25 protein-coding genes are annotated in these 24,687 nt (G+C 67.6%); 19 read left to right on the forward strand and 6 right to left on the reverse strand.

What is annotated here, in order from left to right:
• Positions 1 to 85: 85 nt before the first annotated feature.
• The 5 genes from KDW55_RS07940 to KDW55_RS07960 all read left to right on the forward strand — a co-directional run bounded on the left by KDW55_RS07940 (position 86) and on the right by KDW55_RS07960 (position 5,798).
• Positions 86 to 1,924, forward strand: a complete 1,839-nt coding sequence (locus KDW55_RS07940; RefSeq protein WP_212160806.1) for a phosphodiesterase — start codon at positions 86 to 88, stop codon at positions 1,922 to 1,924.
• A gap of 352 nt (positions 1,925 to 2,276) precedes the next feature.
• Complete coding sequence (locus KDW55_RS07945; RefSeq protein WP_069241829.1) at positions 2,277 to 3,296, forward strand: LacI family DNA-binding transcriptional regulator; 1,020 nt, start codon at positions 2,277 to 2,279, stop codon at positions 3,294 to 3,296.
• Positions 3,293 to 4,573 carry an AGE family epimerase/isomerase gene (locus KDW55_RS07950; RefSeq protein ID WP_040142323.1) on the forward strand — a complete coding sequence of 427 codons (1,281 nt, stop codon included), beginning with the start codon at positions 3,293 to 3,295 and terminating at the stop codon, positions 4,571 to 4,573. Before KDW55_RS07945 ends, KDW55_RS07950 begins: the two co-directional genes overlap by 4 nt.
• The gene (locus KDW55_RS07955; protein ID WP_040142325.1) at positions 4,570 to 5,478 is read left to right on the forward strand and encodes a carbohydrate kinase; all 909 of its coding nucleotides are present in this window, start codon (positions 4,570 to 4,572) and stop codon (positions 5,476 to 5,478) included. The genes KDW55_RS07950 and KDW55_RS07955 overlap by 4 nt, the downstream gene beginning before the upstream one ends.
• A gap of 98 nt (positions 5,479 to 5,576) precedes the next feature.
• Positions 5,577 to 5,798: a hypothetical protein gene (locus KDW55_RS07960; protein ID WP_034208564.1), complete on the forward strand. Its 222-nt coding sequence runs from the start codon at positions 5,577 to 5,579 to the stop codon at positions 5,796 to 5,798.
• An 83-nt stretch (positions 5,799 to 5,881) separates the two neighbouring features.
• Here the strand turns inward: KDW55_RS07960 and KDW55_RS07965 are convergent, their stop codons facing one another.
• Together KDW55_RS07965 and KDW55_RS07970 are read right to left on the reverse strand one after the other, a co-directional pair.
• Entirely contained in the window at positions 5,882 to 6,076 is a 195-nt protein-coding gene (locus KDW55_RS07965; protein WP_040142330.1) for a DUF2905 domain-containing protein, read from the reverse strand.
• An 8-nt stretch (positions 6,077 to 6,084) separates the two neighbouring features.
• Positions 6,085 to 7,275 carry an SAM-dependent methyltransferase gene (locus KDW55_RS07970; protein ID WP_059544611.1) on the reverse strand — a complete coding sequence of 397 codons (1,191 nt, stop codon included), beginning with the start codon at positions 7,273 to 7,275 and terminating at the stop codon, positions 6,085 to 6,087.
• A 13-nt stretch (positions 7,276 to 7,288) separates the two neighbouring features.
• Between KDW55_RS07970 and KDW55_RS07975 the strand changes: the two genes are divergently transcribed.
• The 7 genes from KDW55_RS07975 (at position 7,289) to KDW55_RS08005 (ending at position 13,616) form a co-directional block, all read left to right on the forward strand.
• The gene (locus tag KDW55_RS07975; protein ID WP_212197913.1) at positions 7,289 to 8,032 is read left to right on the forward strand and encodes an SDR family oxidoreductase; all 744 of its coding nucleotides are present in this window, start codon (positions 7,289 to 7,291) and stop codon (positions 8,030 to 8,032) included.
• A 78-nt stretch (positions 8,033 to 8,110) separates the two neighbouring features.
• A complete protein-coding gene (locus KDW55_RS07980) occupies positions 8,111 to 8,515 on the forward strand; it encodes a dihydroneopterin aldolase (RefSeq protein WP_040142336.1) in 405 nt (134 codons plus the stop codon).
• Positions 8,512 to 9,522, forward strand: coding sequence for a tRNA 2-thiocytidine(32) synthetase TtcA (gene ttcA / locus KDW55_RS07985; protein WP_040142338.1), 1,011 nt, complete (start codon positions 8,512 to 8,514; stop codon positions 9,520 to 9,522). The genes KDW55_RS07980 and ttcA overlap by 4 nt, the downstream gene beginning before the upstream one ends.
• A 135-nt stretch (positions 9,523 to 9,657) precedes the next feature.
• Positions 9,658 to 11,019: a bifunctional UDP-N-acetylglucosamine diphosphorylase/glucosamine-1-phosphate N-acetyltransferase GlmU gene (glmU, locus tag KDW55_RS07990; RefSeq protein WP_040142340.1), complete on the forward strand. Its 1,362-nt coding sequence runs from the start codon at positions 9,658 to 9,660 to the stop codon at positions 11,017 to 11,019.
• A 54-nt stretch (positions 11,020 to 11,073) separates the two neighbouring features.
• Positions 11,074 to 12,891 carry a glutamine--fructose-6-phosphate transaminase (isomerizing) gene (glmS, locus tag KDW55_RS07995; RefSeq protein ID WP_212161768.1) on the forward strand — a complete coding sequence of 606 codons (1,818 nt, stop codon included), beginning with the start codon at positions 11,074 to 11,076 and terminating at the stop codon, positions 12,889 to 12,891.
• 51 nt (positions 12,892 to 12,942) lie between these two features.
• Complete coding sequence (locus KDW55_RS08000; protein WP_059544605.1) at positions 12,943 to 13,398, forward strand: hypothetical protein; 456 nt, start codon at positions 12,943 to 12,945, stop codon at positions 13,396 to 13,398.
• A complete protein-coding gene (locus KDW55_RS08005; RefSeq protein ID WP_040142345.1) occupies positions 13,398 to 13,616 on the forward strand; it encodes a hypothetical protein in 219 nt (72 codons plus the stop codon). The genes KDW55_RS08000 and KDW55_RS08005 overlap by 1 nt, the downstream gene beginning before the upstream one ends.
• 70 nt (positions 13,617 to 13,686) lie before the next feature.
• Here the strand turns inward: KDW55_RS08005 and KDW55_RS08010 are convergent, their stop codons facing one another.
• Together KDW55_RS08010 and KDW55_RS08015 are read right to left on the reverse strand one after the other, a co-directional pair.
• Positions 13,687 to 14,523 (reverse strand): FTR1 family protein, encoded by an 837-nt coding sequence (locus tag KDW55_RS08010; protein WP_040142347.1) that lies wholly within the window; start codon positions 14,521 to 14,523, stop codon positions 13,687 to 13,689.
• A gap of 12 nt (positions 14,524 to 14,535) precedes the next feature.
• On the reverse strand, positions 14,536 to 14,868 hold the full coding sequence (locus tag KDW55_RS08015; protein WP_006488047.1) for a cupredoxin domain-containing protein: 333 nt from the start codon (positions 14,866 to 14,868) through the stop codon (positions 14,536 to 14,538).
• 329 nt (positions 14,869 to 15,197) lie between these two features.
• Between KDW55_RS08015 and KDW55_RS08020 the strand changes: the two genes are divergently transcribed.
• Positions 15,198 to 15,398: a heavy-metal-associated domain-containing protein gene (locus tag KDW55_RS08020; RefSeq protein WP_069241834.1), complete on the forward strand. Its 201-nt coding sequence runs from the start codon at positions 15,198 to 15,200 to the stop codon at positions 15,396 to 15,398.
• Positions 15,399 to 15,458: 60 nt separating this feature from the next.
• Here the strand turns inward: KDW55_RS08020 and KDW55_RS08025 are convergent, their stop codons facing one another.
• Positions 15,459 to 16,949, reverse strand: coding sequence for an aldehyde dehydrogenase (locus tag KDW55_RS08025; RefSeq protein WP_212161770.1), 1,491 nt, complete (start codon positions 16,947 to 16,949; stop codon positions 15,459 to 15,461).
• Between the two features lie 86 nt (positions 16,950 to 17,035).
• Positions 17,036 to 17,587 (reverse strand): cupin domain-containing protein, encoded by a 552-nt coding sequence (locus KDW55_RS08030; protein ID WP_040144816.1) that lies wholly within the window; start codon positions 17,585 to 17,587, stop codon positions 17,036 to 17,038.
• 436 nt (positions 17,588 to 18,023) lie between these two features.
• Here KDW55_RS08030 and KDW55_RS29365 point away from each other — a divergent pair, with 436 nt between their 5' ends.
• The 6 genes from KDW55_RS29365 to potA all read left to right on the forward strand — a co-directional run bounded on the left by KDW55_RS29365 (position 18,024) and on the right by potA (position 24,684).
• Positions 18,024 to 18,248 (forward strand): hypothetical protein, encoded by a 225-nt coding sequence (locus tag KDW55_RS29365; RefSeq protein WP_080294539.1) that lies wholly within the window; start codon positions 18,024 to 18,026, stop codon positions 18,246 to 18,248.
• Positions 18,249 to 18,535: 287 nt separating this feature from the next.
• On the forward strand, positions 18,536 to 19,321 hold the full coding sequence (locus tag KDW55_RS08035) for a gamma-glutamyl-gamma-aminobutyrate hydrolase family protein (protein ID WP_212148391.1): 786 nt from the start codon (positions 18,536 to 18,538) through the stop codon (positions 19,319 to 19,321).
• Positions 19,322 to 19,348: 27 nt separating this feature from the next.
• Positions 19,349 to 20,686 (forward strand): glutamine synthetase family protein, encoded by a 1,338-nt coding sequence (locus KDW55_RS08040; RefSeq protein WP_040142354.1) that lies wholly within the window; start codon positions 19,349 to 19,351, stop codon positions 20,684 to 20,686.
• Positions 20,687 to 20,724: 38 nt separating this feature from the next.
• Entirely contained in the window at positions 20,725 to 22,152 is a 1,428-nt protein-coding gene (locus tag KDW55_RS08045) for an aspartate aminotransferase family protein (protein ID WP_040142356.1), read from the forward strand.
• Between the two features lie 62 nt (positions 22,153 to 22,214).
• Positions 22,215 to 23,330: a polyamine ABC transporter substrate-binding protein gene (locus tag KDW55_RS08050; RefSeq protein ID WP_040142357.1), complete on the forward strand. Its 1,116-nt coding sequence runs from the start codon at positions 22,215 to 22,217 to the stop codon at positions 23,328 to 23,330.
• A 199-nt stretch (positions 23,331 to 23,529) separates the two neighbouring features.
• A complete protein-coding gene (gene potA, locus KDW55_RS08055; RefSeq protein WP_040144818.1) occupies positions 23,530 to 24,684 on the forward strand; it encodes a polyamine ABC transporter ATP-binding protein in 1,155 nt (384 codons plus the stop codon).
• Positions 24,685 to 24,687: the final 3 nt, after the last annotated feature.

Consider the following 24,687-nt stretch of genomic DNA (forward strand, 5'->3'; position numbering starts at 1 on the left):
GCGCGTCGTCACAAAAAATTCATTCAACCTTCCCCAGTGGGCTGCCGTTAAGTCGGGCGTCCCATCGCTTCGGCTGCCCTCGTCCATGCCCGCGCCCAATCCCGATTCCTCCGCCGCCGTCACCACGCGCCTGATCGCGGATCGCGCGCTCGCCGCCGTCTTCCAGCCGATCGTCGATCTCGGCTCGGGCACCGTCGTCGGCTACGAGGGGCTGATTCGGGGCCCGCGCGGCACGCAGCTCGAGCCGCCGGCCGCGCTCTTCGCTCAGGCCGCCCGCGACGGCACGACCATCGCGCTTGAACAGGCCGCCGCGCTAGCCTGCCTCGACGCGTTCGCGGCGCTTCGCTGCGACGGCAAGCTGTTCCTCAACTTCAGCGCCGGCACGATCGTGCAACTCGCGCGCGAACGGGAACGCGTGCGGCAACAGCTCGGCCGCGCGCGCATCGGCGCCGAGCGCATCGTGATCGAGCTGACCGAGCAGACCGCGATGCCGGACGTCGCGCGCATCGGGCCGGCCGTCGCGTCGCTGCGGGACGCGGGCATCCAGTTCGCGCTCGACGACTACGGCACCGCGAACGCGAGCATGAACCTGTGGCTGCGGCTGAACCCGGACGTCGTGAAGATCGACCGCTTCTTCATTCACGACATCGCGCACGACCCGCTGAAGTTCGAGGCGGTCCGCGCGATGCAGCACTTTGCGCACGCGAGCGGCGCGCAACTGATCGCGGAAGGGATCGAGAACGAGTGCGACCTGATCGTCGTGCGCGATATGGGCATCTGCTGCGTGCAGGGCTTTCTGCTCGGCCGGCCGAACGCGCAACCGTCGCCGATGGTCGCGCCGGCCGCGCGCGACGCGATCCGCACGCCGCACATCGCGGTATTTCCCGGCGCGACCCGCGCCGCGCGGCCTGCCGGCACGATCGCCGCAAAGATGCTGGTGCCCGCGCCGGCGCTGCCGCGCGACGCAACCAACAACGACGTGCTCGACCTGTTCAACCGGATGCCCGCGCTGCACGCGGTCGCGCTCGTCGAAGCCGGGCGGCCGATCGCGCTCGTGAACCGGCGCGGCTTCATCGACCGCTTCACGCTGCCGTACCACCGTGAAGTGTTTGGCAAGAAGCCGTGTCTGCAGTTCGCGAACGATGCGCCGCTGATGATCGACAACGCAACGACGGTCGAGGAACTCGCGACGCTGCTCGCGAGACACGACCAGCGCTACCTCGCGGACGGCTTCGTGATCACCGAGCACGGCCGCTACGTCGGGCTCGGCACCGGCGAGAGCCTGGTGCGCGCGGTGACGGAGATGCGCATCGAGGCCGCACGCTACGCGAATCCGCTGACGTTCCTGCCCGGCAACATCCCGATCAGCGCGCATATCGACCGGCTGCTCGCGCGCGACGCGGGCTTCCATGCGTGCTACGTCGACCTGAACCAGTTCAAGCCGTTCAACGACCAGTACGGCTACTGGCAGGGCGACGAAGTGCTGAAATTCGCGGCGACGGTGCTGGCCGGGGTGTGCGATCCGCAACGGGACTTTCTCGGGCACGTCGGCGGCGACGATTTCCTCGTGCTGTTCCAGCGCGACGACTGGCGCACGCGCGCGGCCGACGCGATCGCGCGCTTCAACGAAGGCGCGCAGCGCTTCTACACGCAGGCCGACCGGGAGGCCGGCGGCCTGCGCGGCGAGGACCGCCACGGCAATCCTGCGTTCTTCGGGTTCGTGACGATGGCGATCGGCGCGGTCGGCGTGCCGGCCGGCGCGAACGGCACGATGCGCTACGGCAGCGACGAAATCGCGTCGGTCGCGGCGCTCGCGAAGCGGCGCGCGAAACAGCAGCCGGACGGCCTCGCGGTAGTCGATCTCGACGCGGGCCGCGCGGCGCTGCGCGCGCGCGGCGAACCGCCGAACGCGGCGGTGGACTGAAGGCAGCCCCGAGCCTTCCCGCGCCGGTTGCCGAGCCCCAGACAGCAGCGGCTTCTCCGGCAAGGTCGCGCCTCCCCTTCTGGCCGCTTCTGCTTCGCTGATGGCCGGCCGAACGCCAGAACCTCCCGCGTCCGCGTGCCCAACGTGCGTGATGAGGCGGGCATCCTCGCGCCGCTTGCGCGCGATCACCTTGCCTTTTTCGCGTTTTGTTTAGTATTTTTAGTTACGGCGTTTTCGCAGATTAGCGCCGAAAAATGCACTATTTTCGGGTATTCCCCGGTTATCCGGCCCGAATTGAGCATCGAGTTTTACTATACAATCGCCGTCACCCTAAACAAACCGGACCCGAACGATGGGCACCACCATTCGCGACGTCGCGCGAGCGGCAGAGGTCTCGATCGGCACCGTCTCCCGCGCGCTGAAGAACCAGCCCGGCCTGTCCGAGGCCACGCGCGCGCGGATCGTCGAGATCGCGCAGCGGCTCGGCTACGACCCGGCGCAGCTTCGGCCGCGCATCCGCCGGCTCACGTTCCTGCTGCACCGGCAGCACAACCGCTTTCCCGCGAGTCCGTTCTTCTCGCACGTGCTGCACGGCGTCGAGGACGCCTGCCGCGAGCGCGGAATCGTGCCTACGCTGCTCACGGTCGGGCCGAACGACGACGTGCTGCGCCAGATGCGCCCGCACGCGCCCGATGCGATCGCGGTGGCCGGCTTCATCGAGCCTGAGACGATCGAGGCGCTCGCGGCGATCGGCCGGCCGCTCGTGCTGATCGACCTGTGGGCGCCCGGCCTGCGTTCGGTGAACATCGACAACGCGACCGGCGCGGCGCTCGCGATGCGCCATCTGCTCGCCACCGGCCGCTCGCGGATTGCGTTCATCGGCGGCTCGGCCGCGCACTACAGCATCGCGCAGCGCGCGATCGGCTATCGGCGCGCGTTCTTCGAGGCCGGGCGGCTGTTCGATCCCGCGTACGAAGTGACGATCGACGCCGGGCTCGATCCCGACACCGGCGCCGCGCGGGCGATGCAGCAGCTGCTCGACGCGCCGGGCCCGCGCCCGGACGCGGTGTTCGCATACAACGACGCCGCCGCGCTCGCCGCGCAGCGCGTGTGCATCGCCCGCGGCGTGCGGGTTCCGGAAGACATCGCGATCGTCGGCTTCGACGACATCCCGGCCGCCGCGCACGCGAATCCGCCGCTCACGACGCTCGCCGTCGACAAGGAAGCGCTCGGCCGCCGCGGCGTCGAACTGCTGCTCGCGGAATCGCCCGAGCACACCGAGATCTCCCTGCCCGTCGAGCTGATCGTGCGGGCCAGCAGCCAGCCCGCCGGCTCACCGGCATTCGATACCGCCACGGTCCAAGAGTCATGAACATGCCCCCGGTCCAATCCCGCGCCGCCGCGCCGGCCAGCCACGCGCAAGCGGCACCGTTCGTCGCGAGCTTCCGCGATCCGTCGTTCCTGCTGTCGCACGTCGAGGACACGCTGCGCTTTTATGCGACGAACGCGTTCGACCCGACGGGCGGCTTCTACCACTACTTCCGCGACGACGGCAGCGTCTACAACCGCACGTCGCGGCACCTCGTCAGCAGCTGCCGGTTCGTCTTCAACTACGCGATGGCGTACCGGCACTTCGGCGATCCGCGCCATCTCGAGTACGCGCGCCACGGGCTGCGCTTCCTGCGCGACGCGCACTGGGACGACACGCTTCAAGGCTACGACTGGGAACTCGACTGGCGCGACGGCGGCAAGCGCGCGACGCTCGACGGCACGCGCCACTGCTACGGACTCGCGTTCGTGCTGCTGGCGGCCGCGCACGCGACGATGGCCGGCATCGACGAAGCGCGCCCGCTGATCGCATCGACCTACGAACTCGCCGAACACCGCTTCTGGGATCCGGCCGCGGGCCTCTACGCCGACGACGCGACGCCGAACTGGAACGTGTCGTCGTACCGTGGGCAGAACGCGAACATGCACATGACCGAAGCGTTGCTCGCGGCCTACGACGCAACCGGCCACGTCACCTATCTCGATCGCGCGGAAAAGCTCGCGACCCACATCACGCAGCGCCAGGCCGCGCTGTCGGGCGGCCTCGTATGGGAGCACTACCATGCCGACTGGTCGGTCGACTGGGATTACAACAAGGAAGACAGTTCGAACATCTTCCGTCCGTGGGGCTTCCAGCCCGGCCATCAGACCGAATGGGCGAAGCTGCTGCTGATCCTCGAGCGGCACCGCCCGCTCGACTGGCTCGTGCCGCGCGCGGCTGAACTGTTCGACGCGGCGCTCACGCACGCGTGGGATGCCGATCACGGCGGCCTCTGCTACGGCTTCGGCCCCGACTTCACGATCTGCGACCACAACAAGTATTTCTGGGTGCAGGCGGAAACCTTCGCGGCAGCCGCGATGCTCGGCGCGCGCACCGGCGCCGAACGCTTCTGGGACTGGTACGACGAAATCTGGCGCTACAGCTGGGCGCATTTCGTCGATCACCGCTACGGCGCGTGGTACCGGATCCTCACCTGCGACAACCGCAAGTACAGCGACGAAAAGAGCCCGGCCGGCAAGACCGACTATCACACGATGGGCGCGTGCTACGACGTGCTCGCGACCCTCGCGCGCGCGGCGCGCAGCGAGCCGACGCAATGAGCGGCGGCACGTTTCCGGCTTTCGTGTCGGCGGGCGACATCCTGACCGACATGGTGCGCACAGGCGACGCGCAGTGGACGTCGGTGCCGGGCGGCGCCGGCTGGAACGTCGCGCGCGCGGTCGCGCGGCTCGGCGTGCCGAGCGCGCTTGCCGGCGCGATCGGCGAGGACTGCTTCTCGGACGTACTGTGGCGCACGAGCGAGGCGGCCGGGCTCGACCTGCGCTTCCTGCAGCGCGTGCCGCGTGCGCCGCTGCTCGCGATCGTCCACGAGACGCGTCCGCCCGCGTACTTCTTCATCGGCGACGCGAGCGCGGATCTCGCGTTCGACCCGTCACGGCTGCCGTCCGGCTGGACCGAGCACGTGAAATGGGCGCACTTCGGCTGCATCAGCCTGGTGCGCGAGCCGCTGGCGGGCACGCTGGTCGCGCTCGCGGCCGACCTGCATGCGCGCGGCGTGAAGATCAGCTTCGATCCGAACTACCGGAACCTGATGACGGCCGCGTTCCGGCCGACGCTGGAGCGGATGGCCGGCCTCGCCGACCTGATCAAGGTGTCGGACGAGGATCTGCGCCACCTGTTCGGCGGCGACGGCCCCGAGGCGATTGCGGCCGTGCGCGCGCTGAATCCGGATGCGGCTGTGCTCGTCACGCGCGGCGCGCAGGCGGCGACGCTCCATGCAGATGGCGAAGTGCTCGAGGCCAGCCCGCCGCGCGTCGAGGTGGTCGACACCGTCGGCGCGGGCGACGCGTCGATCGGCGGCCTGCTATTCAGCCTGATGGCCGCGCCGCAGCGGTCGTGGCGGGACCATCTCGCGTTCGCGCTCGCGGCCGGCGCCGCCGCGTGCCGGCATACGGGCGCGCACGCGCCGACGCTGGACGAGGTCGTCGCGCTGCTCGAACGTTGACGGCACGCTGACGTCGCGCCGATCGGTCGCCGATAAGCGGCGCTGTACATGCTGCGCCGCAGTGCTACGATGAAGTGTCCTATTGCGGGAGAGGCACGATGGACACGAACACGTTCACCAAAGGCATCTACACGGCCAAGGCGCATACGCACCGGGCGGACAACGGCCAGTTCCAGGGCTACGTGATCCTCGCGCGGGACGACGGCGACGAGACGGAAAACATGCGCTACGACGTCCACACCACGAGTTCGAGCGAGGAAGAAGCGTTCGAGGAAGCGAAGGCGCTCGCGCACAGGATCCTCGGCGAGATCGAATTGTAGGGCGCGAGCTGCAATGCGCGCGCCGTCATCGGCCGCCGGTCATGCGCGCGCCGCGGCCCGTCCGCGACGCGCCGCCGTTCGGCTCAGAGCAGCCGCGCCACCATCGACACCAGCATCGTCAGCACCAGCGTCGACATGAACGGAAACGGATAACGCCGCCCGCCGAGCGTCAGCGTGACGTCGCCCGGCAGCCGCCCGATCCCGAGCTTGCCGAGCCACGGCCAGCAGCGCGTCAGGATCATCACGGCGACGAACGACGCCATCAGCCAGCGCAACATGCCGCGGTTCAGAGCGCGTGCGAGCGGTCGCCGCGCGCGAACGCGTCGAGCGTGCCGTCGATGCCGCGCGAAAACCCGATCACCTTGAACAGCTCGCCCATTTCCGCTTCCGAAATCAGCTTCTGCACCGCATTCGCAGCCGGCAGGAACTGGTGGATGTCGGACGGGTCGATCGCGGCGAGCGCGTCGGTAATCCCGGCGTTCAACAGGAAACGCGCCTGCGACGTGTAGCCGAGCAGGTCGGCGCCGGTCGCGACGCCCGCATCGTAGATGCCGGTGAATTCGACGTGCGCGGTGATGTCCTGCAGCCCCGGGTACAGGAATGCGTCGTCGTGCGCGTGGTGGCGGTAATGGCACATCAGCGTGCCGCGGTCGCGCTGCGGGTGGTAGTACTCGTGCGCGGGAAAGCCGTAGTCGACCAGCAGCACCGCGCCGCGCCCGAGCATCGTGCACACGGTGCGCGTGAACGCCAGCGCGGCTTCATGCGTCTCGGTCACGTAGCCGTCGTCGACGTCGAGTGTAGCGAGCACCGGCGGCAGGCCTGCCGCGTCCACCGGCCGGTCGTCGAACACGAACGCATGCCGCGCATCGAGCGCGACGCCGCGCTCGAGCCACGCGCCGCCGGCCTTCGCGAACAGGCGCACCGGCATCGCATCGAGCACCTCGTTGCCGATCACGACGCCGTCGAAGCGCTCGGGCAAAGCGTCGAGCCAGCGCACCTTGGCCGCAAGCGCGGGCGCCGCGGCCGCGATCGTATCGCGCTGCCGTTCGCGCAGTTCGCCTGACAGGTCGACGATCAGGTATTCGTCGAGTTCGACGCCGAGTGCGTCGAGCGCCGCGAGCAGCCCGGCCGCGAGCTTGCCCGTGCCTGCGCCGAACTCCATCACGCGGCGCGTGCCGCTCGCGGCCAGCGCGTCGGCGACGGGGTTCGCGAGCGTCTGCGCGAACAGCGGCGACAGTTCGGGCGCCGTCACGAAGTCGCTGCCGTCGTCGGCGCGGCGGCCGAATTTGCGCGCGCCGCCGCTGTAATAGCCGAGGCCGGGTGCGTACAGCGCCCGCTCCATGAAGCGGTCGAACGGCAGCCAGCCGCCCGCCGCCGCGATCTCGTCGCGCAGTTGCGCGGCGAGGGTTTCGGACTGCGCGAGCGCGTCAGGGCCGGGAGCAGGTAAACTAGCGGGTTCGTGAGCTTTCGGGTTCATCCCGGCATTGTAAATGACCGTTTCAGCCGATACGTCGCCCCCGCGCATCGCGCTCGTCGCGGGCGCGCTGGGCAGCGCGGCCGACGCCGCGTCGCTCGGTCGAGCGCTCGCGAACGGATTCGCGCAGCGCGGCTGGGACGTCGCGCTGCAGCGCAGTCCCGACGCGCCGCGCGCGGCCGCCGACGCGCTCGTCGCCGAAGTGGCGGCCCGCGGCCGCCGCGCGGCCGTGCTCGACGCCGATCTGGCCCTGGAGACCGACGCCGCCGCGCTCGTCGCCTCGTGCGCCGCCGTATTGGGCCGGCCGGCCTGCGTCGTGTTCGTGAGCGCGTGCGCCAGCACCGACGACGCGCACACGGCCGACGCCGCGTCGCTCGCCGGTGCGCTGGCGCGCAACGTGACGGCGCCGCTCGCGCTCGCGCGCGCGCTCGCCGACGCGACACCTGACACCGCGCGCGACGACGAATCGCTGCGCGCGTGCGCGATCCACGTGCTGGACCAAGCGCTGTTTCACCCGGCGCCGGCGCAGCTGTCGCACGCGCTGATGCAGGCCGCGCTGAACCGCGCGACCTCGGCGCTGGCGCTGGCACTCGCGCCGAAGGTGCGCGTCGCGGCGCTCGTGCGCGGCCACGCGCCGCACGTGAACGACATCGCGGCAGCGGCCTGCTATCTCGCGAGCGCGCCCGGCGTGACGGGCGCGACGCTGACCGTCGACGGCGGCGAGCACCTGGTGCCGCCCGCTGCCGGCCCGAATGACTGAACTGCGCGGCGCGCGCGGCCCGACCGCCGCCGCCCGCGCCGCTTTGCGTGCACGCACGCCAATTTGACTGGGACGACCATGTTTTCCGCTCTCCTGCACCCCCGCCTCGCGGATTGCCGCAGGCTCTACCTGCGCGACTACGAGGTGCACATCAACATCGGGGCCTTCGAACACGAGAAGCGCGGCGAGCAGCGCGTCGTCATCAACGTCGACCTGTTCGTGCCGCTTGCGCAATCGACGCCCGTCGACGACCGGCTGCATGAAGTCGTCGACTACGACCTGATGAAGCAGAGCGTCGCGCAGTGCCTCGCGCGCGGCCACATTCATCTGCAGGAAACGCTGTGCGACGCGATCGCCGCGACCCTGCTGGCGCACGACACCGTGCGCGCGGTACGCGTCCGTACCGAGAAACCGGACGCCTATCCGGACTGCGACGCCGTCGGCGTCGAAGTCTTTCGCATCAAGGACGAGGAGCGCGCATGAACGCCCCCCACACGAACGACACGGCGGCCGACGGCGTCGCCATCGAAGCCACCGTTGCCGAAACCGGGCGCCGCGCGCTGACGCGCCGCGAGCAGAAGGAAGCATACGAGAACAACAAGCTGTTCAAGCGGATCGTGCGCCAGGTCGGCCAGGCGATCGGCGACTACAACATGATCGAGCAGGGCGACAAGGTGATGGTGTGCCTGTCCGGCGGCAAGGACAGCTACGCGATGCTCGACGTGCTGCTGCGGCTGCGCGAGCGCGCGCCGATCGACTTCGACATCGTCGCGGTCAACCTCGACCAGAAGCAGCCGGGCTTCCCCGAGCACGTGCTGCCCGAGTACCTGACACGGATCGGCGTGCCGTTCCACATCGAGAACCAGGACACCTACAGCATCGTCAAGCGGCTCGTGCCCGAAGGCAAGACGACCTGTTCGCTGTGCTCGCGGCTGCGCCGCGGGATTCTGTACCGCGTGGCCGGCGAGCTCGGTGCGACCAAGATCGCGCTCGGCCATCACCGCGACGACATCCTGCAGACCTTGCTGCTCAACATGTTCTACGGCGGCAAGCTGAAGGGCATGCCGCCGAAGCTGCAGTCGGACGACGGTAAAAACGTCGTGATCCGCCCGCTCGCGTACGTGAAGGAAACCGATCTCGAGAAATACGCGGAGCTGCGCGAGTTCCCTATCATCCCGTGCAACCTGTGCGGCAGCCAGCCGAACCTGAAGCGCGCGGAAATGAAGGCGCTGATCCGCGAATGGGACAAGCGCTTCCCCGGCCGTGTCGACAACATGTTCAGCGCGCTCGCGAACATCGTGCCGTCGCATCTGATGGATACGACGCAGTTCCCGTTCGCATCGCTGCGCGCGACGGGCGTTGCCGATCCGCAAGGCGACATCGCATTCGACGAGGAGCCGTGCGCATCGGGCGACGAGTTCGGCGCACCGGGCGCCGCGAATCCTGGCGCGGCCCGGCCGATCTCGATCGTCCAGTTCGACGACCTGTAAGCAGGGCCCCAACGCCGGCCGGAACGGGCCGCGGGCGCGCCGTTCCGGCACTGTCGCCGCGCCGCGACAGGCCCGGAACGCGAGGGGCCGCATGCTAAAATGGACGGCTACGAACTCCTCAGACAAGCTGGCGCCATGAATATCGTGATTTTGGCGGCAGGCACCGGCAAGCGGATGCGTTCCGCGCTGCCGAAAGTGCTCCATCCCCTGGCCGGCAGGCCGCTCCTCTCCCACGTCATCGCCACCGCGCGCACGCTGCAGCCGTCGCGGCTCGTCGTCGTCGTCGGTCATGGCGCCGAGCAGGTGCAGGCCGCGGTCGCCGCGCCCGACGTGCAGTTCGCGCTGCAGGCCGAGCAGCTCGGCACCGGCCACGCGGTGCGCCAGGCGCTGCCGCTGCTCGATCCCGCGCAGCCGACGCTCGTGCTGTACGGCGACGTGCCGCTCACGCGCGCGTCGACGCTGCGGCGCCTCGTCGACGCCGCGCGCGACGGCCGTTACGGGATTCTGACCGTCACGCTCGACGATCCGACCGGTTACGGCCGCATCGTGCGCGACGCGTCCGGCTTCGTCACGCGCATCGTCGAGCAGAAGGACGCGTCGCCTGAGCAGCTGAAGATCGCCGAGATCAACACCGGCATCATCGTCACGCCCACGGCGCAGCTGTCGATGTGGCTCGGCGCGCTGAAGAACGAGAACGCGCAAGGCGAGTACTACCTGACCGACGTCGTCGAGCTCGCGATCGAGGCCGGTTTCGAGATCGTCACGTCGCAGCCCGACGACGACTGGGAAACGCTCGGCGTGAACAGCAAGGCGCAGCTCGCGGAGCTGGAGCGCATTCACCAGCGCAATGTGGCCGACGCACTGCTCGTCGACGGCGTCACGCTCGCCGATCCGGCCCGCATCGACGTGCGCGGCACGCTGAGCTGCGGCCGCGACGTGTCGATCGACGTGAACTGCGTGTTCGAAGGCAACGTGACGCTCGCCGACAACGTAACGATCGGCGCGAACTGCGTGATCCGCAACGCGTCGATCGGCGCGGGCACGCGCATCGACGCATTCACGCACATCGACGGCGCCGAACTTGGCGCGAGCACCGTGATCGGCCCGTACGCGCGGCTGCGCCCGGGCGCGCAGCTGGCCGACGAAGCGCACGTCGGCAACTTCGTCGAGGTGAAGAACGCGGTGATCGGCCACGGCTCGAAGGCGAATCACCTGACCTACATCGGCGACGCCGACATCGGCGCGCGCGTGAACATCGGCGCGGGCACGATCACCTGCAACTACGACGGCGCGAACAAGTTCCGCACCGTGATCGAGGACGACGTGTTCGTCGGTTCGGACACGCAGCTCGTCGCGCCGGTGCGCGTCGGCCGCGGCGTGACGATCGCGGCCGGCACGACGATCTGGAAGGACGTCGCCGAAGGCGTCCTCGCATTGAACGAGAAGACGCAGACCGCGAAGAGCGGCTACGTCCGCCCGGTCAAGAAGAAGAGCTGAACCTTTTGCGGGCGCCAGCGCGGCGCCCGCGTCGACTTACAGGATTGACCATTCATGTGCGGGATTGTCGGCGCAGTTGCGCAGCGTAATATCGTTCCGGTGCTGATCGAAGGATTGCGGCGCCTCGAATACCGTGGCTACGATTCGTGCGGCGTCGCCGTGCTCGAACCGGGCGCACCGAAGCGCGCGCGCAGCGTCGCGCGTGTCGCCGATCTCGATGCGCAGGTGCGCGAATCGCACCTCGAAGGCGCGACCGGCGTCGCGCACACGCGCTGGGCGACGCACGGCGCGCCCGTCACGCACAACGCGCACCCGATCTTCTCGTCGAACGCGCTCGCGCTGGTGCACAACGGCATCATCGAGAACTTCGAGACGCTGCGCGAATCGCTGCGCGCGAAGGGCTACGAATTCGTGTCGCAGACCGACACCGAAGTGATCGCGCACCTCGTGCACAGCCTGTATCGCGGCAACCTGTTCGACGCGGTGCGCGAAGCCGTGCAGCAGTTGCACGGCGCGTATGCGATCGCGGTCACGCACAAGGACGAGCCGCATACCGTCGTCGGCGCGCGCCAGGGTTCGCCGCTCGTCGTCGGCCATGGCGACCGCGAGAACTTCCTCGCATCCGACGCGCTCGCGCTGGCCGGCAGCACCGACCGCTTCACGTTCCTGGAGGAAGGCGACGTCTGCGAACTGTCGCTCGACGGCGTGAAGATCGTCGACCGCCACGGCGCGCTCGTGCAGCGCGAGATCCGCGTGGTCAGCGCATACGGCGGCGCAGTCGAGCTCGGGCCCTATCGCCACTTCATGCAGAAGGAAATCTTCGAGCAGCCGCGCGCGATCAGCGACACGGTGCCGCAAACCGAGGCATTCGACGCAACGCTGTTCGGCGACGCGGCCGCCGCCGCGTTCGCGAACATCGACAGCCTGCTGATCCTCGCGTGCGGCACGAGCTACTACTCCGGGCTCACCGCGAAGTACTGGCTCGAATCGATCGCGAAGATTCCGACGCAGGTCGAGATCGCGAGCGAATACCGCTACCGCGAGTCGGTGCCGAACCCGCGCCAGCTCGTGCTGGTGATCTCGCAGTCGGGCGAAACGGCCGACACGCTGGCCGCGCTCAAGCACGCGCAGTCGCTCGGCCACCCGCATACGCTCGCGGTGTGCAACGTCGCGACGAGCGCGATGGTGCGGCTCACCGAGATGCAGTTCCTGACGCACGCGGGCACCGAGATCGGCGTCGCGTCGACGAAAGCGTTCACGACGCAGCTCGTCGCGCTGTTCGTGCTGGCGGCGACGCTCGGCAAGCTGCGCGGGCATGTCGACGCCGTGCAGGAAGCGCAATTCCTGAAGGAGCTGCGCCACCTGCCGGCCGCGCTGAACAGCGTACTCGCGCTCGAGCCGCAGATCATCGCGTGGTCGGAGGAATTCGCGCGCAAGGAAAACGCGCTGTTCCTTGGCCGCGGGCTGCACTACCCGATCGCGCTCGAAGGCGCGCTGAAGCTGAAGGAAATCTCGTACATCCACGCGGAAGCGTATCCGGCCGGCGAATTGAAGCACGGGCCGCTCGCGCTGGTCACGGAAGCGATGCCGGTCGTCACGGTCGCGCCGAACGACACGCTGCTCGAGAAGCTGAAGTCGAACATGCAGGAAGTGCGCGCACGCGGCGGCGAGCTGTACGTGTTCGCGGATGCGGACACGCAGATCGTCAACGACGACGGCCTGCACGTGATCCGGATGCCGGAACACTACGGGCAGCTGTCGCCGATCCTGCACGTCGTGCCGCTGCAGCTGCTCGCGTATCACACCGCATGCGCGCGCGGCACCGACGTCGACAAGCCGCGCAATCTCGCGAAGTCGGTGACGGTCGAGTAAGCAGTCGGCGCAGCCGCAGTCCGGCGCGCCGACGAGACTGACGGAGAGACAATGGTAAGACTGTTTGGATGCGGATTGCTGGCGCTGAGCGTCGCGTCGACGGGCTGGGCGGCCGAGCATTACGTCGAGGTCTGGAACCCGCCCGAGGCCCGCGCGCCGGCGGCGCGCACGCTGCCCGCGCGCGGCGGTGCGGATGCACATGCCGGCAGCAAGGCCGCAGAAAAGCATGCGAACGTGCCGTCGAAGCCCGCCGCGAAACCGCACAAGCGCCGCGTCGCGCAGGCCGTGAAAGCCGCGCCGCATCGTGCGCCCGCCGCGCCGGCCGAAACGCCGGCCGCTCCGCGTCCGGTCGCGCAGCCGGAGCCAGGCCGGCTCACGGTAATGCAGCCGGTCGCGCCGGACACGCCGCGCGCGACCGACTTCTCCGATATCCCGCGGCAATACACACCGGACGGCAACGTGCTGCGCGTCGGCACGCGCAGCCGCTCCGCGGAGGTGACGCGATAATGGAAGCGCAGACCTATCACGGCTACCAGATCTGGGGCCATTCGATCCTGCAGCAGGACGAGATCCTGCAACCCGAGCGCTTCGCGGCGAGCGGCACGATCACGCAGAACAACCGGCTCGTCGAAGCATCGGGCGTGCTCGGTGTGTTCGACACCGAGGACGAAGCGCGCGAGGCCGGGCTCGAATGGGCGCGCGCGTGGATCGACAGTCACCGCTGAGCGGCGACGGGCAACGGATGTAAAAAAGGGGCGTCGACGACGCCCCTTGCTTCGTCCGCCCCGCGGCGGATCATGCGGCGTGCCGCGGCGGCCGCACGGCGCTCTGCGGCCGGCCCACGAGCCGGGCGAGCACGACGATCGCGACCAGCGTGACGACGTACGCGGCGATCTGGATTCCCGCCGGACGAGCGGTATAGCCGACGAGCGTATGCAGCGCCTTGCCGACGATGCTCGACTCCTTCAGCAGCCAAGACGTATCCCACACCGCATCGCCCCACGACGGCACGAGGCCTGCCGCGAGCAGGAAACCCACGCACTGGCTCGCCATCCCCGCCGCGAGCAGCACGATCAGCGCGTTGGTGACCGAGAACAGCCGTTTCAGCGGAATCTGCAACAGCCCGGCATACATCGCGTAGCCGAGCCCCGCGCCGCCGAGCACGCCCAGCAGTCCGCCCGCGACCATCTGCGGCGTCTGGCCCGGATCGCCGGCTGCGATCCCGTACAGGAACAGCACCGCCTCGGAGCCCTCGCGCAACACCGCGACGCCGACCACGATCGCGAGCCCGGTCAGCGGCCGGCTGCCGGCCGCGACGGCCCGCCCGACCTCGCCCATGTGCAGCGCCATCTCGCGGCCGTGCCGGCTCATCCAGATGCAATGCCATGCGAGCATCAGCGTCGCGACGAACATCACGCCCGCGTTGAAGACTTCCTGCCCCATGCCGGACGCCCATTGCGAGATCACGTCCGCGAACGCAGCGATCAGGCCCGCGCCGATCACGCCGCCGACGAGCCCGCCGCCGACCCACCAGCCGCGCCGCGGCACGCCCTTGGTGGCAGCCATCACGATCGAGACCACCAGCGCGGCCTCGAGCACTTCACGAAAAACGATGAGGGCAGTAGACAGCATCGCGATATCGGCTTATTTGACGGTCAGGTGCGTCTTCGATTGCGCTTCGTGATACTCGTCGTGGAACTCGTACGTGCCCGCCTTCAGCGGCCCGACCAGGATCTCGACCGACTTGCCGGCAGGCACGACCTTCTCCGCCTTGAAGTCGTCGCTTTCGAATTCGGCAGGCGTCGCATCGAGGTTCTTCACGACGAACTTCACCTTCTTGCCGGCCGGAATCGTCACACCGTCGGGCGAGAACTTGTGGTCCTTCAGCGTCAGGTTGACGACATCGTCGGCGGCGAATGCGGACGTTGCCGATGCGCCCAGCAGGGCCAGCGCAAAGCCGATAGCGAAACGGGTCATGTGCGTAATCAAAGGAAATATCGAAGGGAACCGATAGTAAGATCGATTCGCATTCCCAACTCGGACTACCCACACTCGCCGCATGGAGATCGTGCGCCGGCGATGTGACGCGCGTGCGCTGGCGCAAGGCTTTCCGAGCGTTCCGCGTCAACGTGCGCGTGTCAATCGGGAGATGTTCGGACTGACGCGCGCACGCAAATGGCGATTCGTCTGATCTGCGCATGACAAATTGCTGTCGGCGACGCGCGCGTTGCGAACGGACTTGACCTTCCAACCATGGCAAGCTTCATGCTGAACTTGTTCGTCAATCGTCAACTCAGGAGAACACGATGGAATTTGAAGTCCAGGACATGACCTGCGGCGGCTGCGCCAACGCGATCACGCGCGCGGTGACGGCCGCCGATCCGGCCGCGAAGCTCGACATCGATGTGGCCGCGAAGACCGTGAAGGTCGAATCGGCGCAGGGCGTCGAACGCGTGCAGTCGATCATCGAGGCGGCGGGCTTCCACCCCGCGCTGCGCTCGGCCTGAGCCGACTCGAACGACGCGGGCGCGACGCCGCGCCCGCGATCGAACCGCTCGTCGGCCGGATCAGCGCAACCGGATCAGCGTCGACTTCAGCTCGGTGTATTTCTCGAGCGCATGCAGCGACTTGTCGCGGCCGTTGCCCGACTGCTTGTAACCGCCGAACGGGAAGTTCATGTCGCCGCCCTCGTCGTAGCAATTCACCCATACCGTGCCCGCGCGCAGCCGGCGCGACACGTCGTGTGCGGTCGTCAGGTTCGACGTCCACACGGCCGCCGCGAGCCCGTACTCGGTATCGTTCGCGATCCGCACCGCGTCGTCGACATCGTCGAACACGATCACCGACAGCACCGGCCCGAAGATCTCCTCGCGGGCGATCTTCGCGTCCGGCTTCACCTCGAACACGGTCGGCTCGACGTAGAAGCCGCCCGTCTCCTGTCTCACCCGCGCGCCGCCGGTCACGAGCGTGCCCTCCTTGCGCCCCGCGTCGATGTAGCCGAGCACGCGTTCGAGCTGAATGCCGTCGACGATCGCGCCCATCGACACCGACGGATCGAGCGGATTGCCCGGCACGTACGCACGCGCGGCCGCGACGAGCTTTTCGATGAACGCGTCCTTGATGTCGCGATGCACGAGCAGGCGCGAGCCGGCCGTGCACATCTCGCCCATGTTGTAGAAGATCGCGCCTGCCGCGGCCTGCGCGGCACGGTCGAGATCCGGGCAGTCCGGCAGCACGATGTTCGGCGACTTCCCGCCGAGTTCGAGCCATGCGCGCTTCAGGTTCGACTGCGCCGCGTATTGCATGATCAGCTTGCCGACCGCGGTGGAACCGGTGAACGCGATGCAGTCGACGTCGCGGTGCAGCGCGAGCAGCTTGCCCGGCTCGCCCGCGCCCGTCACGACGTTGAACACGCCGGCCGGAATGCCGGCCTCGTGGGCGAGTTGCGCAACACGGATCGCGGTCAGCGGCGACTTCTCCGACGGCTTCAGCACGACGCTGTTGCCGGCCGCCAGCGCGGGGCCGAATTTCCATGCGGCCATGAGGATCGGAAAATTCCACGGCACGACGGCCGCCACCACGCCGACCGGCTCGCGCGTGACGAGCCCGACCAGATGATGATCGGCCGGCGCGACCTCGCCGCCGACCTTGTCGATCGCCTCGGCGAACCATTCGACGCAATACGCGGCGCCCGGCACGTCGACCGTCGTCGTGTCGCCGATCGGCTTGCCCGCGTCGAGCGTCTCCAGCAGTGACAGTTCATCGAGATGCTCGCGCATCAGCGCAGCCCAGCGCAGCAATACCGCCTTGCGCGCGCGCGGGTTCAACCCGGCCCATACGCCGGCGTCGAACGCACGGCGCGCGGCCGCGACCGCGGCATTCACGTCGGCCTCGCCGCAGTCGGCCACCTTCGCGAGCACGCGGCCGTCGATCGGGCTCACGCAATCGAACGTGCCGCCGCCGTGCGCGTCGCGCGGCGCACCGTCGATGAATGCGCGCCCTTCGATCGTGAGCGACGCCGCCGTGTCCTGCCAGTCAGCCAAAGTCAACTTGTTCATTCAGGATGCCTCAATGGTGTGGGCATTCGCGCTGCGGCACGCCGCACAACGGCTACCTCGCCGGCGGCGAATGCGGTGATGCGCGGTCAGAAGGTCGCCGGCGAATTGGCCGACACGACCTCGCACAGCTGTTCCGCGCTGGGATTGCGAAAACGATGCGGCAAACGGCTTTCAAAGTAGTAACCGTCTCCGGGGTCGAGCAGCCACGTCGCGCCATCGACGGTGAGCTCGAGCCGGCCCGACACGACGATGCCGCCCTCGTGCCCCGCGTGCGCGAGCATCTCGGGCCCCGTGTCCGCAAGCGGCTGGTAGACCTCGCGCATGATGCACATGTTGCGATCCTTCACGCCGGCGCCGACGAGGTGAAACGCGAGCGCGTCGTTGCCGAGGTTCGGCATCTCGTCGCGGCGCGACACGACCGAGCGCGACTCGACGAGCTCGAACGTGAAGAATTCCGCGAGGCTCATCGGGATGCATTCGAGCAGTTTCTTCAGCGAGCCGACCGACGGGCTCACACGGCCCTGTTCGATCAGCGAGATCGTGCCGTTGGTCACGCCGGCCCGCTTCGCGAGTTCGCGCTGCGACAGGCCATGCTTGTTGCGCACGAAGCGCAGGCGCTCGGCGACTTCGGTGGACATCGATTCGGTTTCGGACACGATTTGGAGTGCGGTGAAAAAGTGAAACGACGCGTTGGGCGCATTCGGCACGTTCGGCAGCCGTTGAATATTCTAATCACTTTATGCCGCGCATCAGCGGGGAAAACCCTGAAAGGCGTTCGAAATAATGAACACCCGATGCTTCATTCCTTTTGCGAATCTTTTATTCGCAGTGCTTCGGGAAAGCCCTGACACGACACCGTCAAAAAACATTTGACGCCGTTTTTGGCTCGTATATGCTGGCTCTCAGGTCAGCGTCATTGGCCATTCATCGGCACCGAAAAACGTTATCGCAACGCAAAGATCGACGCCGATAGATGTAAAAGACGCCCGGCCCGGCACCTTGATTATTTTAAACGCCTCGCGCGCCGAAACGATCAGGTGTTCAATACTTTCAACAAACCAGTCGAGTGTAATCGTGAGAGTCCGTGGCCCTCTGGTGAGGTGGGATCGAGGCGATGCGCGAAGTTTGCGCAGCGCTGCTCCCGCTTCCGATGGCAGTTGCGGCTGGCATAGTCCTCGCCTGCTGCACCTGTCGATCTACACCATCCTGTCTCGTCGTTCCGTTCGGCGCCACAACGCCGTTTCCGCACGCGCATTCGTGGCCGTCGATACCGACGAAGTCGCGTCGCTGCTGCCATAGCGCCTCTCCTCCTTTTTTCGTCGTTCGTTTCAGTTCGCTGTTCGCCAGCCGCGCCACCCGCGCGGTGACGGAGCGCGTTCGCGCATCGATTGCTGCGTCGCGCAGCGCAACGAAACGGACGACGGCCTGACCGTCGTGCACAGCACGGGCCGCCCACGCGCCCGCGCGGTGCCCATTCACCAGCGGCCTTGCGCACTGCGCGAGGCTGCGGGGCTCGGTCGCGCCCGCGTTTTGACGGTTCGCCGCCATCGCGCACGCCCGAGCCTTACGGACAACTGATTGACGTCATGGAAAGGAAACCTCTCGTCGGCATTACCGCCGACTTCACGCAGATCGGCGCACATGCGTCGCATACGGTCGGCGACAAGTACGTCGCGGCGATCGTCGACGGCGCGCACGCGTTCGCGATGGTGCTGCCCGCGCTCGGCGATCGCCAGTCCGTCGACGACGTGCTCGCGGCGGTCGACGGCCTGCTGTTTACCGGCAGCTACTCGAATGTCGAGCCGCACCGGTACGGCGGCGAGCCGAGCGCGCCCGGCACGAAGCACGATCCCGCGCGCGACGCGACCACGCTGCCGCTGCTGCGCGCGGCAATCGAGGCCGGCGTGCCGGTGCTCGCCGTATGCCGCGGCTTCCAGGAACTGAACGTCGTGTGCGGCGGCACGCTGCATCAGCGCGTGCACGACGTGCCGGGCCTCGCCGATCACCGCGAGGATGACGACGCGCCGATGGACGTGCAATACGGCCCCGCGCACGTCGTACACCTGACGCCGGGCGGCATGCTGCACGCACTCGCCGGCGGCCGCGACGACGTGCGCGTGAATTCGCTGCACAAGCAGGGCATCGCACAGCTCGGTTCGGGCCTCACGGTCGAGGCCGTCGCGCCGGACGGGCTGATCGAGGCCGTCAGCGTCGCCGATGCACCGGCGTTCGCGCTCGCGGTGCAATGGCATCCGGAATGGCGGCATGCGCATGACCCGCTGTCGAGCGCGATCTTCCGCGCGTTCGGCGACGCATGCCGCGCGCGCCGCGACGCGCGCACCCGCGCCGCAGCCGCCGCCGCGCTCGCCTGAGCGCCGACCCACATAACGAGAACAGACATGCAAGACATCGAAGACTTTCTGAAGCAGCACCGGATCACCGAGATCGAAGCGATCATTCCCGACATGGCCGGCATTGCGCGCGGCAAAATCACGCCGCGCAACAAGTTCACGTCCGGCGAATCGATGCGGCTGCCGCAGGCCGTGATGGTGCAGACCGTCACCGGCGATTATCCCGAAGACGGGTCGCTCACCGGCGTCACCGATCCCGACATGGTGTGCGTGCCGGACACGTCGACCATCCGCCTGATCCCGTGGGCCGTCGATCCGACCGCGCAGGTGATCCACGACTGCGTGCACTTCGACGGTTCGCCGGTCGAGATCTCGCCGCGCTACGTGCTGCGCCGCGTGCTCGACCTGTACAAGGCGAAGGGCTGGAAGCCGGTGGTCGCGCCCGAGCTCGAGTTCTACCTCGTCGACATGAACAAGGACCCGGACCTGCCGCTGCGCCCGCCGGTCGGCCGCACGGGCCGCCCCGAAACCGGCCGCCAGTCGTATTCGATCGAAGCCGTCAACGAGTTCGATCCGCTGTTCGAGGACATCTACGAGTACTGCGAAACGCAGAACCTCGACATCGACACGCTGATCCATGAAGTCGGCGCCGCGCAGATGGAGATCAACTTCATGCACGGCGACGCACTGTCGCTCGCCGATCAGGTGTTCCTGTTCAAGCGCACGGTGCGCGAGGCCGCACTGCGCCACAACATGTACGCGACGTTCATGGCGAAGCCGATGGAAGGCGAGCCGGGCTCGGCGATGCACGTGCACCAGAGCATCGTCGACGAGGAAACGGGCCGCAACCTGTTCACGTCGCCGGAAACGGGCGGCGCGACGTCGCTGTTCTACAACTACCTCGCGGGGCTGCAGAAGTACACGCCCGCGCTGATGCCGATCTTCGCGCCGTACATCAACTCGTATCGCCGGCTGTCGCGCTTCATGGCCGCGCCGATCAACGTGCAGTGGGGCTACGACAACCGCACGGTCGGCTTCCGCATCCCGCACTCGGGGCCGGCCGCGCGCCGCATCGAGAACCGGATTCCGGGGGTCGACTGCAACCCGTACCTCGCGCTCGCGGCGACGCTCGCGGCCGGCTATCTCGGCATGACGCAGCGCCTCGAGCCGACCGAGCCGCTCGTCAGCGACGGCTACGACCTGCCGTACGGGCTGCCGCGCAACCTGGAGGAAGGGCTCACGCTGATGGCCGCGTGCGAGCCGCTCGGCGAAATCCTCGGACCCAAGTTCCTGAAAGCGTATTTCGCGCTGAAGGAAACCGAATACGAAGCGTTCTTCCGCGTGATCAGCTCGTGGGAACGCCGCCATCTGCTGCTGCACGTGTAAGCGCGCGCACAACCGCATTACGGAAATACGGAGGAAACATGACTTACCGCAACGAATCCGCGTGGATCCAGCCCGCCGCACCGGCGGCACGCACGACGCAGGCGCGCTCGACCGCCGAATACCGCGCGCTCGACGCCGCGCACCACATCCACCCGTTCTCGGACATGGGCGCGCTCAATCGCGCGGGCAGCCGCGTGATCGTGAAGGCCGACGGCGTGTACCTGTGGGACTCGGACGGCAACAAGATCATCGACGGGATGGCCGGGCTCTGGTGCGTGAACGTCGGCTACGGCCGCAAGGAGCTGGCCGACGCCGCGTATCGGCAGATCCAGGAGCTGCCGTTCTACAACACGTTCTTCAAGACGACGCATCCGCCGATCATCGAACTGTCCGCGATGCTCGCCGAAGTGACGCCCGCCGGCTTCAATCACTTTTTCTATTGCAACAGCGGCTCGGAAGGCAACGACACGGTGCTGCGACTCGTGCACCAGTACTGGCGCGTCGAGGGCAAGCCGCAGAAGAAATATGTGATCTCGCGCCGGAACGGTTATCACGGCTCCACGATCGCCGGCGGCACGCTCGGCGGGATGGGCTACATGCACGAACAGATGCCGTCGAAGGTCGAGCACATCGTGCATATCGATCAGCCGTATTTCTTCGGCGAAGCGCAGCCTGGCGACACGCCCGAAGCATTCGGTCTCGCGCGCGCGCAGCAGCTCGAAGCGAAGATTCTCGAGCTCGGCGCGGAGAACGTCGCCGCATTCATCGGCGAGCCGTTCCAGGGCGCGGGCGGCGTGATCTTCCCGCCGTCGACGTACTGGCCGGAAATCCAGCGGATCTGCCGCAAGTACGACATCCTGCTCGTCGCCGACGAAGTGATCGGGGGCTTCGGCCGCACCGGCGAATGGTTCGCGCATCAGCACTTCGGCTTCGAGCCGGACCTGATCACGATGGCCAAGGGCCTGACGTCCGGCTACGTGCCGATGGGCGCGGTGGGCATCCACGAGCGCGTCGCGCGGCCGATCATCGAGCATGGCGAATTCAATCACGGCCTCACGTATTCGGGCCACCCCGTCGCGGCGGCGGTCGCGGTCGCGAACCTCAAGCTGCTGCGGGACGAAGGGATCGTCGAGCGCGTGAAAAACGACACGGGCCCGTACTTCCAGGCGCTGATGCGCGAAACGTTCGCGCGTCATCCGATCGTCGGCGAAGTGCACGGGCACGGGATGGTCGCGAGCCTGCAACTCGCCGAAGCGCCGGCCGAACGGCGCCGCTTCGCGAACGGCGGCGACGTCGGCACGATCTGCCGCGACTTCTGCTTCAACGGCAACCTGATCATGCGTGCGACCGGCGACCGGATGCTGCTGTCGCCGCCGCTCGTGATCTCGCGTCAGGAAATCGATGAACTCGTATCGAAGGCGAAGAAGGCCGTCGATGCGACCGCCCAGCAGCTGGGCCTTTCGTAACGACTTTGCCTACAGGCGTGCGGCGGGCGCCGCACGCCACCATAACCCAGGGGAATTCCACCATGCGTGCCTGCTTTCTTCGCCAAGCCTGCTCCGTCGCGGCCCTTGCCGCCGCAGCCGCGTTCACGTCGGTCGCCAGCCCGTCGGCGCACGCCGACGAACTGAACGTCTACAACTGGTCCGATTACATCGCGCCGGACACGATCCCGAACTTCCAGAAACAGACGGGCATCCACGTCAAGTACGACAACTACGACAGCGACGACACGCTGCAGGCGAAGCTGCTGGCGGGCAGCTCGGGCTACGACATCGTCGTGCCGACGTCGAACTACATGGCCAAGCAAATCCAGGCCGGCGTGTACCAGAAGCTCGACAAGTCGAAGATCCCGAACCTCGCGAACCTCGACCCGCTGCTGATGAAGATGATCGCGGATGCCGACCCGGGCAACCAGTACGGCGTGCCCTGGGCATACGGCACCGACGGCATCGGCTACAACGTGCAGGCCGTGAAGAAGGCGCTCGGCGACAAGGCGCCGGTGGACAGCTGGGCGCTCGTGTTCGACCCGGCCAACATGGAAAAGCTCAAGAGCTGCGGCGTGTCGTTCCTCGATCAGGCGGTCGACGTGTTCGCGGCCACGCTGCAGTACATGGGCAGGGATCCGAACAGCAAGAACCCCGGCGACTACCAGGCCGCATTCGAAGTGCTGAAGAAAGTCCGCCCGTACATCACGCAGTTCAATTCGTCCGGCTACATCAACGATCTCGCGAACAACGACGTGTGCGTCGCGCTCGGCTGGTCCGGCGACGTCGGCATCGCGCACCGCCGCTCGGCCGAAGCGAAGCGTTCGTACGACATCAAGTTCTCGAACCCGAAGGAAGGCGGCCTGCTGTGGTTCGACGTGATGGTGATCCCGAAGGATGCGCCGCACCCCGAGGCCGCACTGAAATGGATCAACTACGTGTCGGACGCGAAAGTCAACGCGGCGATCACCAACACGGTGTTCTACCCGACCGCGAACAAGGCCGCCCACCAGTTCGTCACGCCGGCCGTCGCGCAGGATCCGACCGTCTACCCGCCCGAGGACGTGCTGAAGAAGATGGTGCTGATGAAGCCGATGCCGGCCGACATCCTGCGCCTCGAGAACCGTCTGTGGGCACAGCTGAAGACGGGCCACTGATCAAGAAACCACGCGGCGGCGCACGCACCGGCTGAACCTCGGCTGACGCCCGCGCCACCGCGATCGGCGGACATCCGTCCGCACGCACGCCCTGTTCCATCCGGCATGAGCCGTTGCCCGCGAGTCGCGTTGCGCGCCTCGTGCGGGGACGCTCACGCCCGCAATCCGTGAAGAACGAATGGTGAATCCCATGCAATCCATGCAATCGATACCCTCTTCCGCTGCCGCACGCCAGACCCAACCGGCCGCCGTGGCCCGCTCGAAGAACGACGCGTTCGTGCGCATCGAAAACGTCGTGAAGAAGTTCGGCGACAGCACGGCCGTCGACAACGTGAATCTGACGATCGCGAAGAACGAACTGTTCGCGCTGCTCGGCAGCTCGGGCTGCGGCAAGTCGACGCTCTTGCGCATGCTCGCCGGGCTGGAGACGGCCACGTCCGGCAGGATCTTCGTCGACGGCGAAGACCTCGCGTCGCTGCCGCCGTACCGCCGTCCGGTGAACATGATGTTCCAGTCGTATGCGCTGTTTCCGCACATGTCGGTCGAATCGAACGTCGCGTTCGGGCTGAAGCAGGAGGGGACGCCGAAAAACGAGATCAAGGAGCGCGTGGCCGATGCGCTCGCGCTCGTGCAGATGAGCAAGTACGCGAAGCGCAAGCCGCATCAATTGTCCGGCGGCCAGCAGCAACGTGTCGCGCTCGCGCGTTCGCTCGTGAAGCGCCCGAAGCTCCTGCTGCTCGACGAGCCGATGTCCGCGCTCGACAAGAAGATTCGCCAGAAGACCCAGCTCGAACTGGTGAACATCATCGAGAAGGTCGACGTGACCTGCGTGATGGTCACGCACGACCAGGAAGAAGCGATGACGATGGCGAGCCGCCTCGCGGTGATGAGCGAGGGCAAGATCGTTCAGATCGGCACCCCCGGTGAAGTGTACGAATACCCGAACAGCCGCTTCTCGGCGGAGTTCATCGGCTCGACGAACCTGTTCGAAGGCCGCGTCGTCGAGGACGAACCGGATCACATCTTCGTCGAGAGCGACGATCTCGAAGCGCGCATGTACGTGAGCCACGGCGTGACCGGCCCGCTCGGGATGCCGGTCGGCATCTCGGTGCGTCCCGAACGCGTGCACGTGTCGCGCGACAAGCCGGGCTCCCATCACAACTGGGCGCGCGGCGTCGTGACCGACATCGCGTACATGGGCAGCTACTCGCTGTATCACGTGCGCCTGCCGAGCGGCAAGACCGTCGTGTCGAACCTGCCGAGCTCGCACCTGATGCACGATGGTGCGCCGTCGTGGAACGACGACGTGTTCGTGTCGTGGTCGCCGGCAAGCGGCGTCGTGCTGACGCAGTGAGGA

The organism is Burkholderia sp. AU19243 (assembly GCF_018148075.1).
GTDB lineage: Bacteria > Pseudomonadota > Gammaproteobacteria > Burkholderiales > Burkholderiaceae > Burkholderia > Burkholderia latens_A.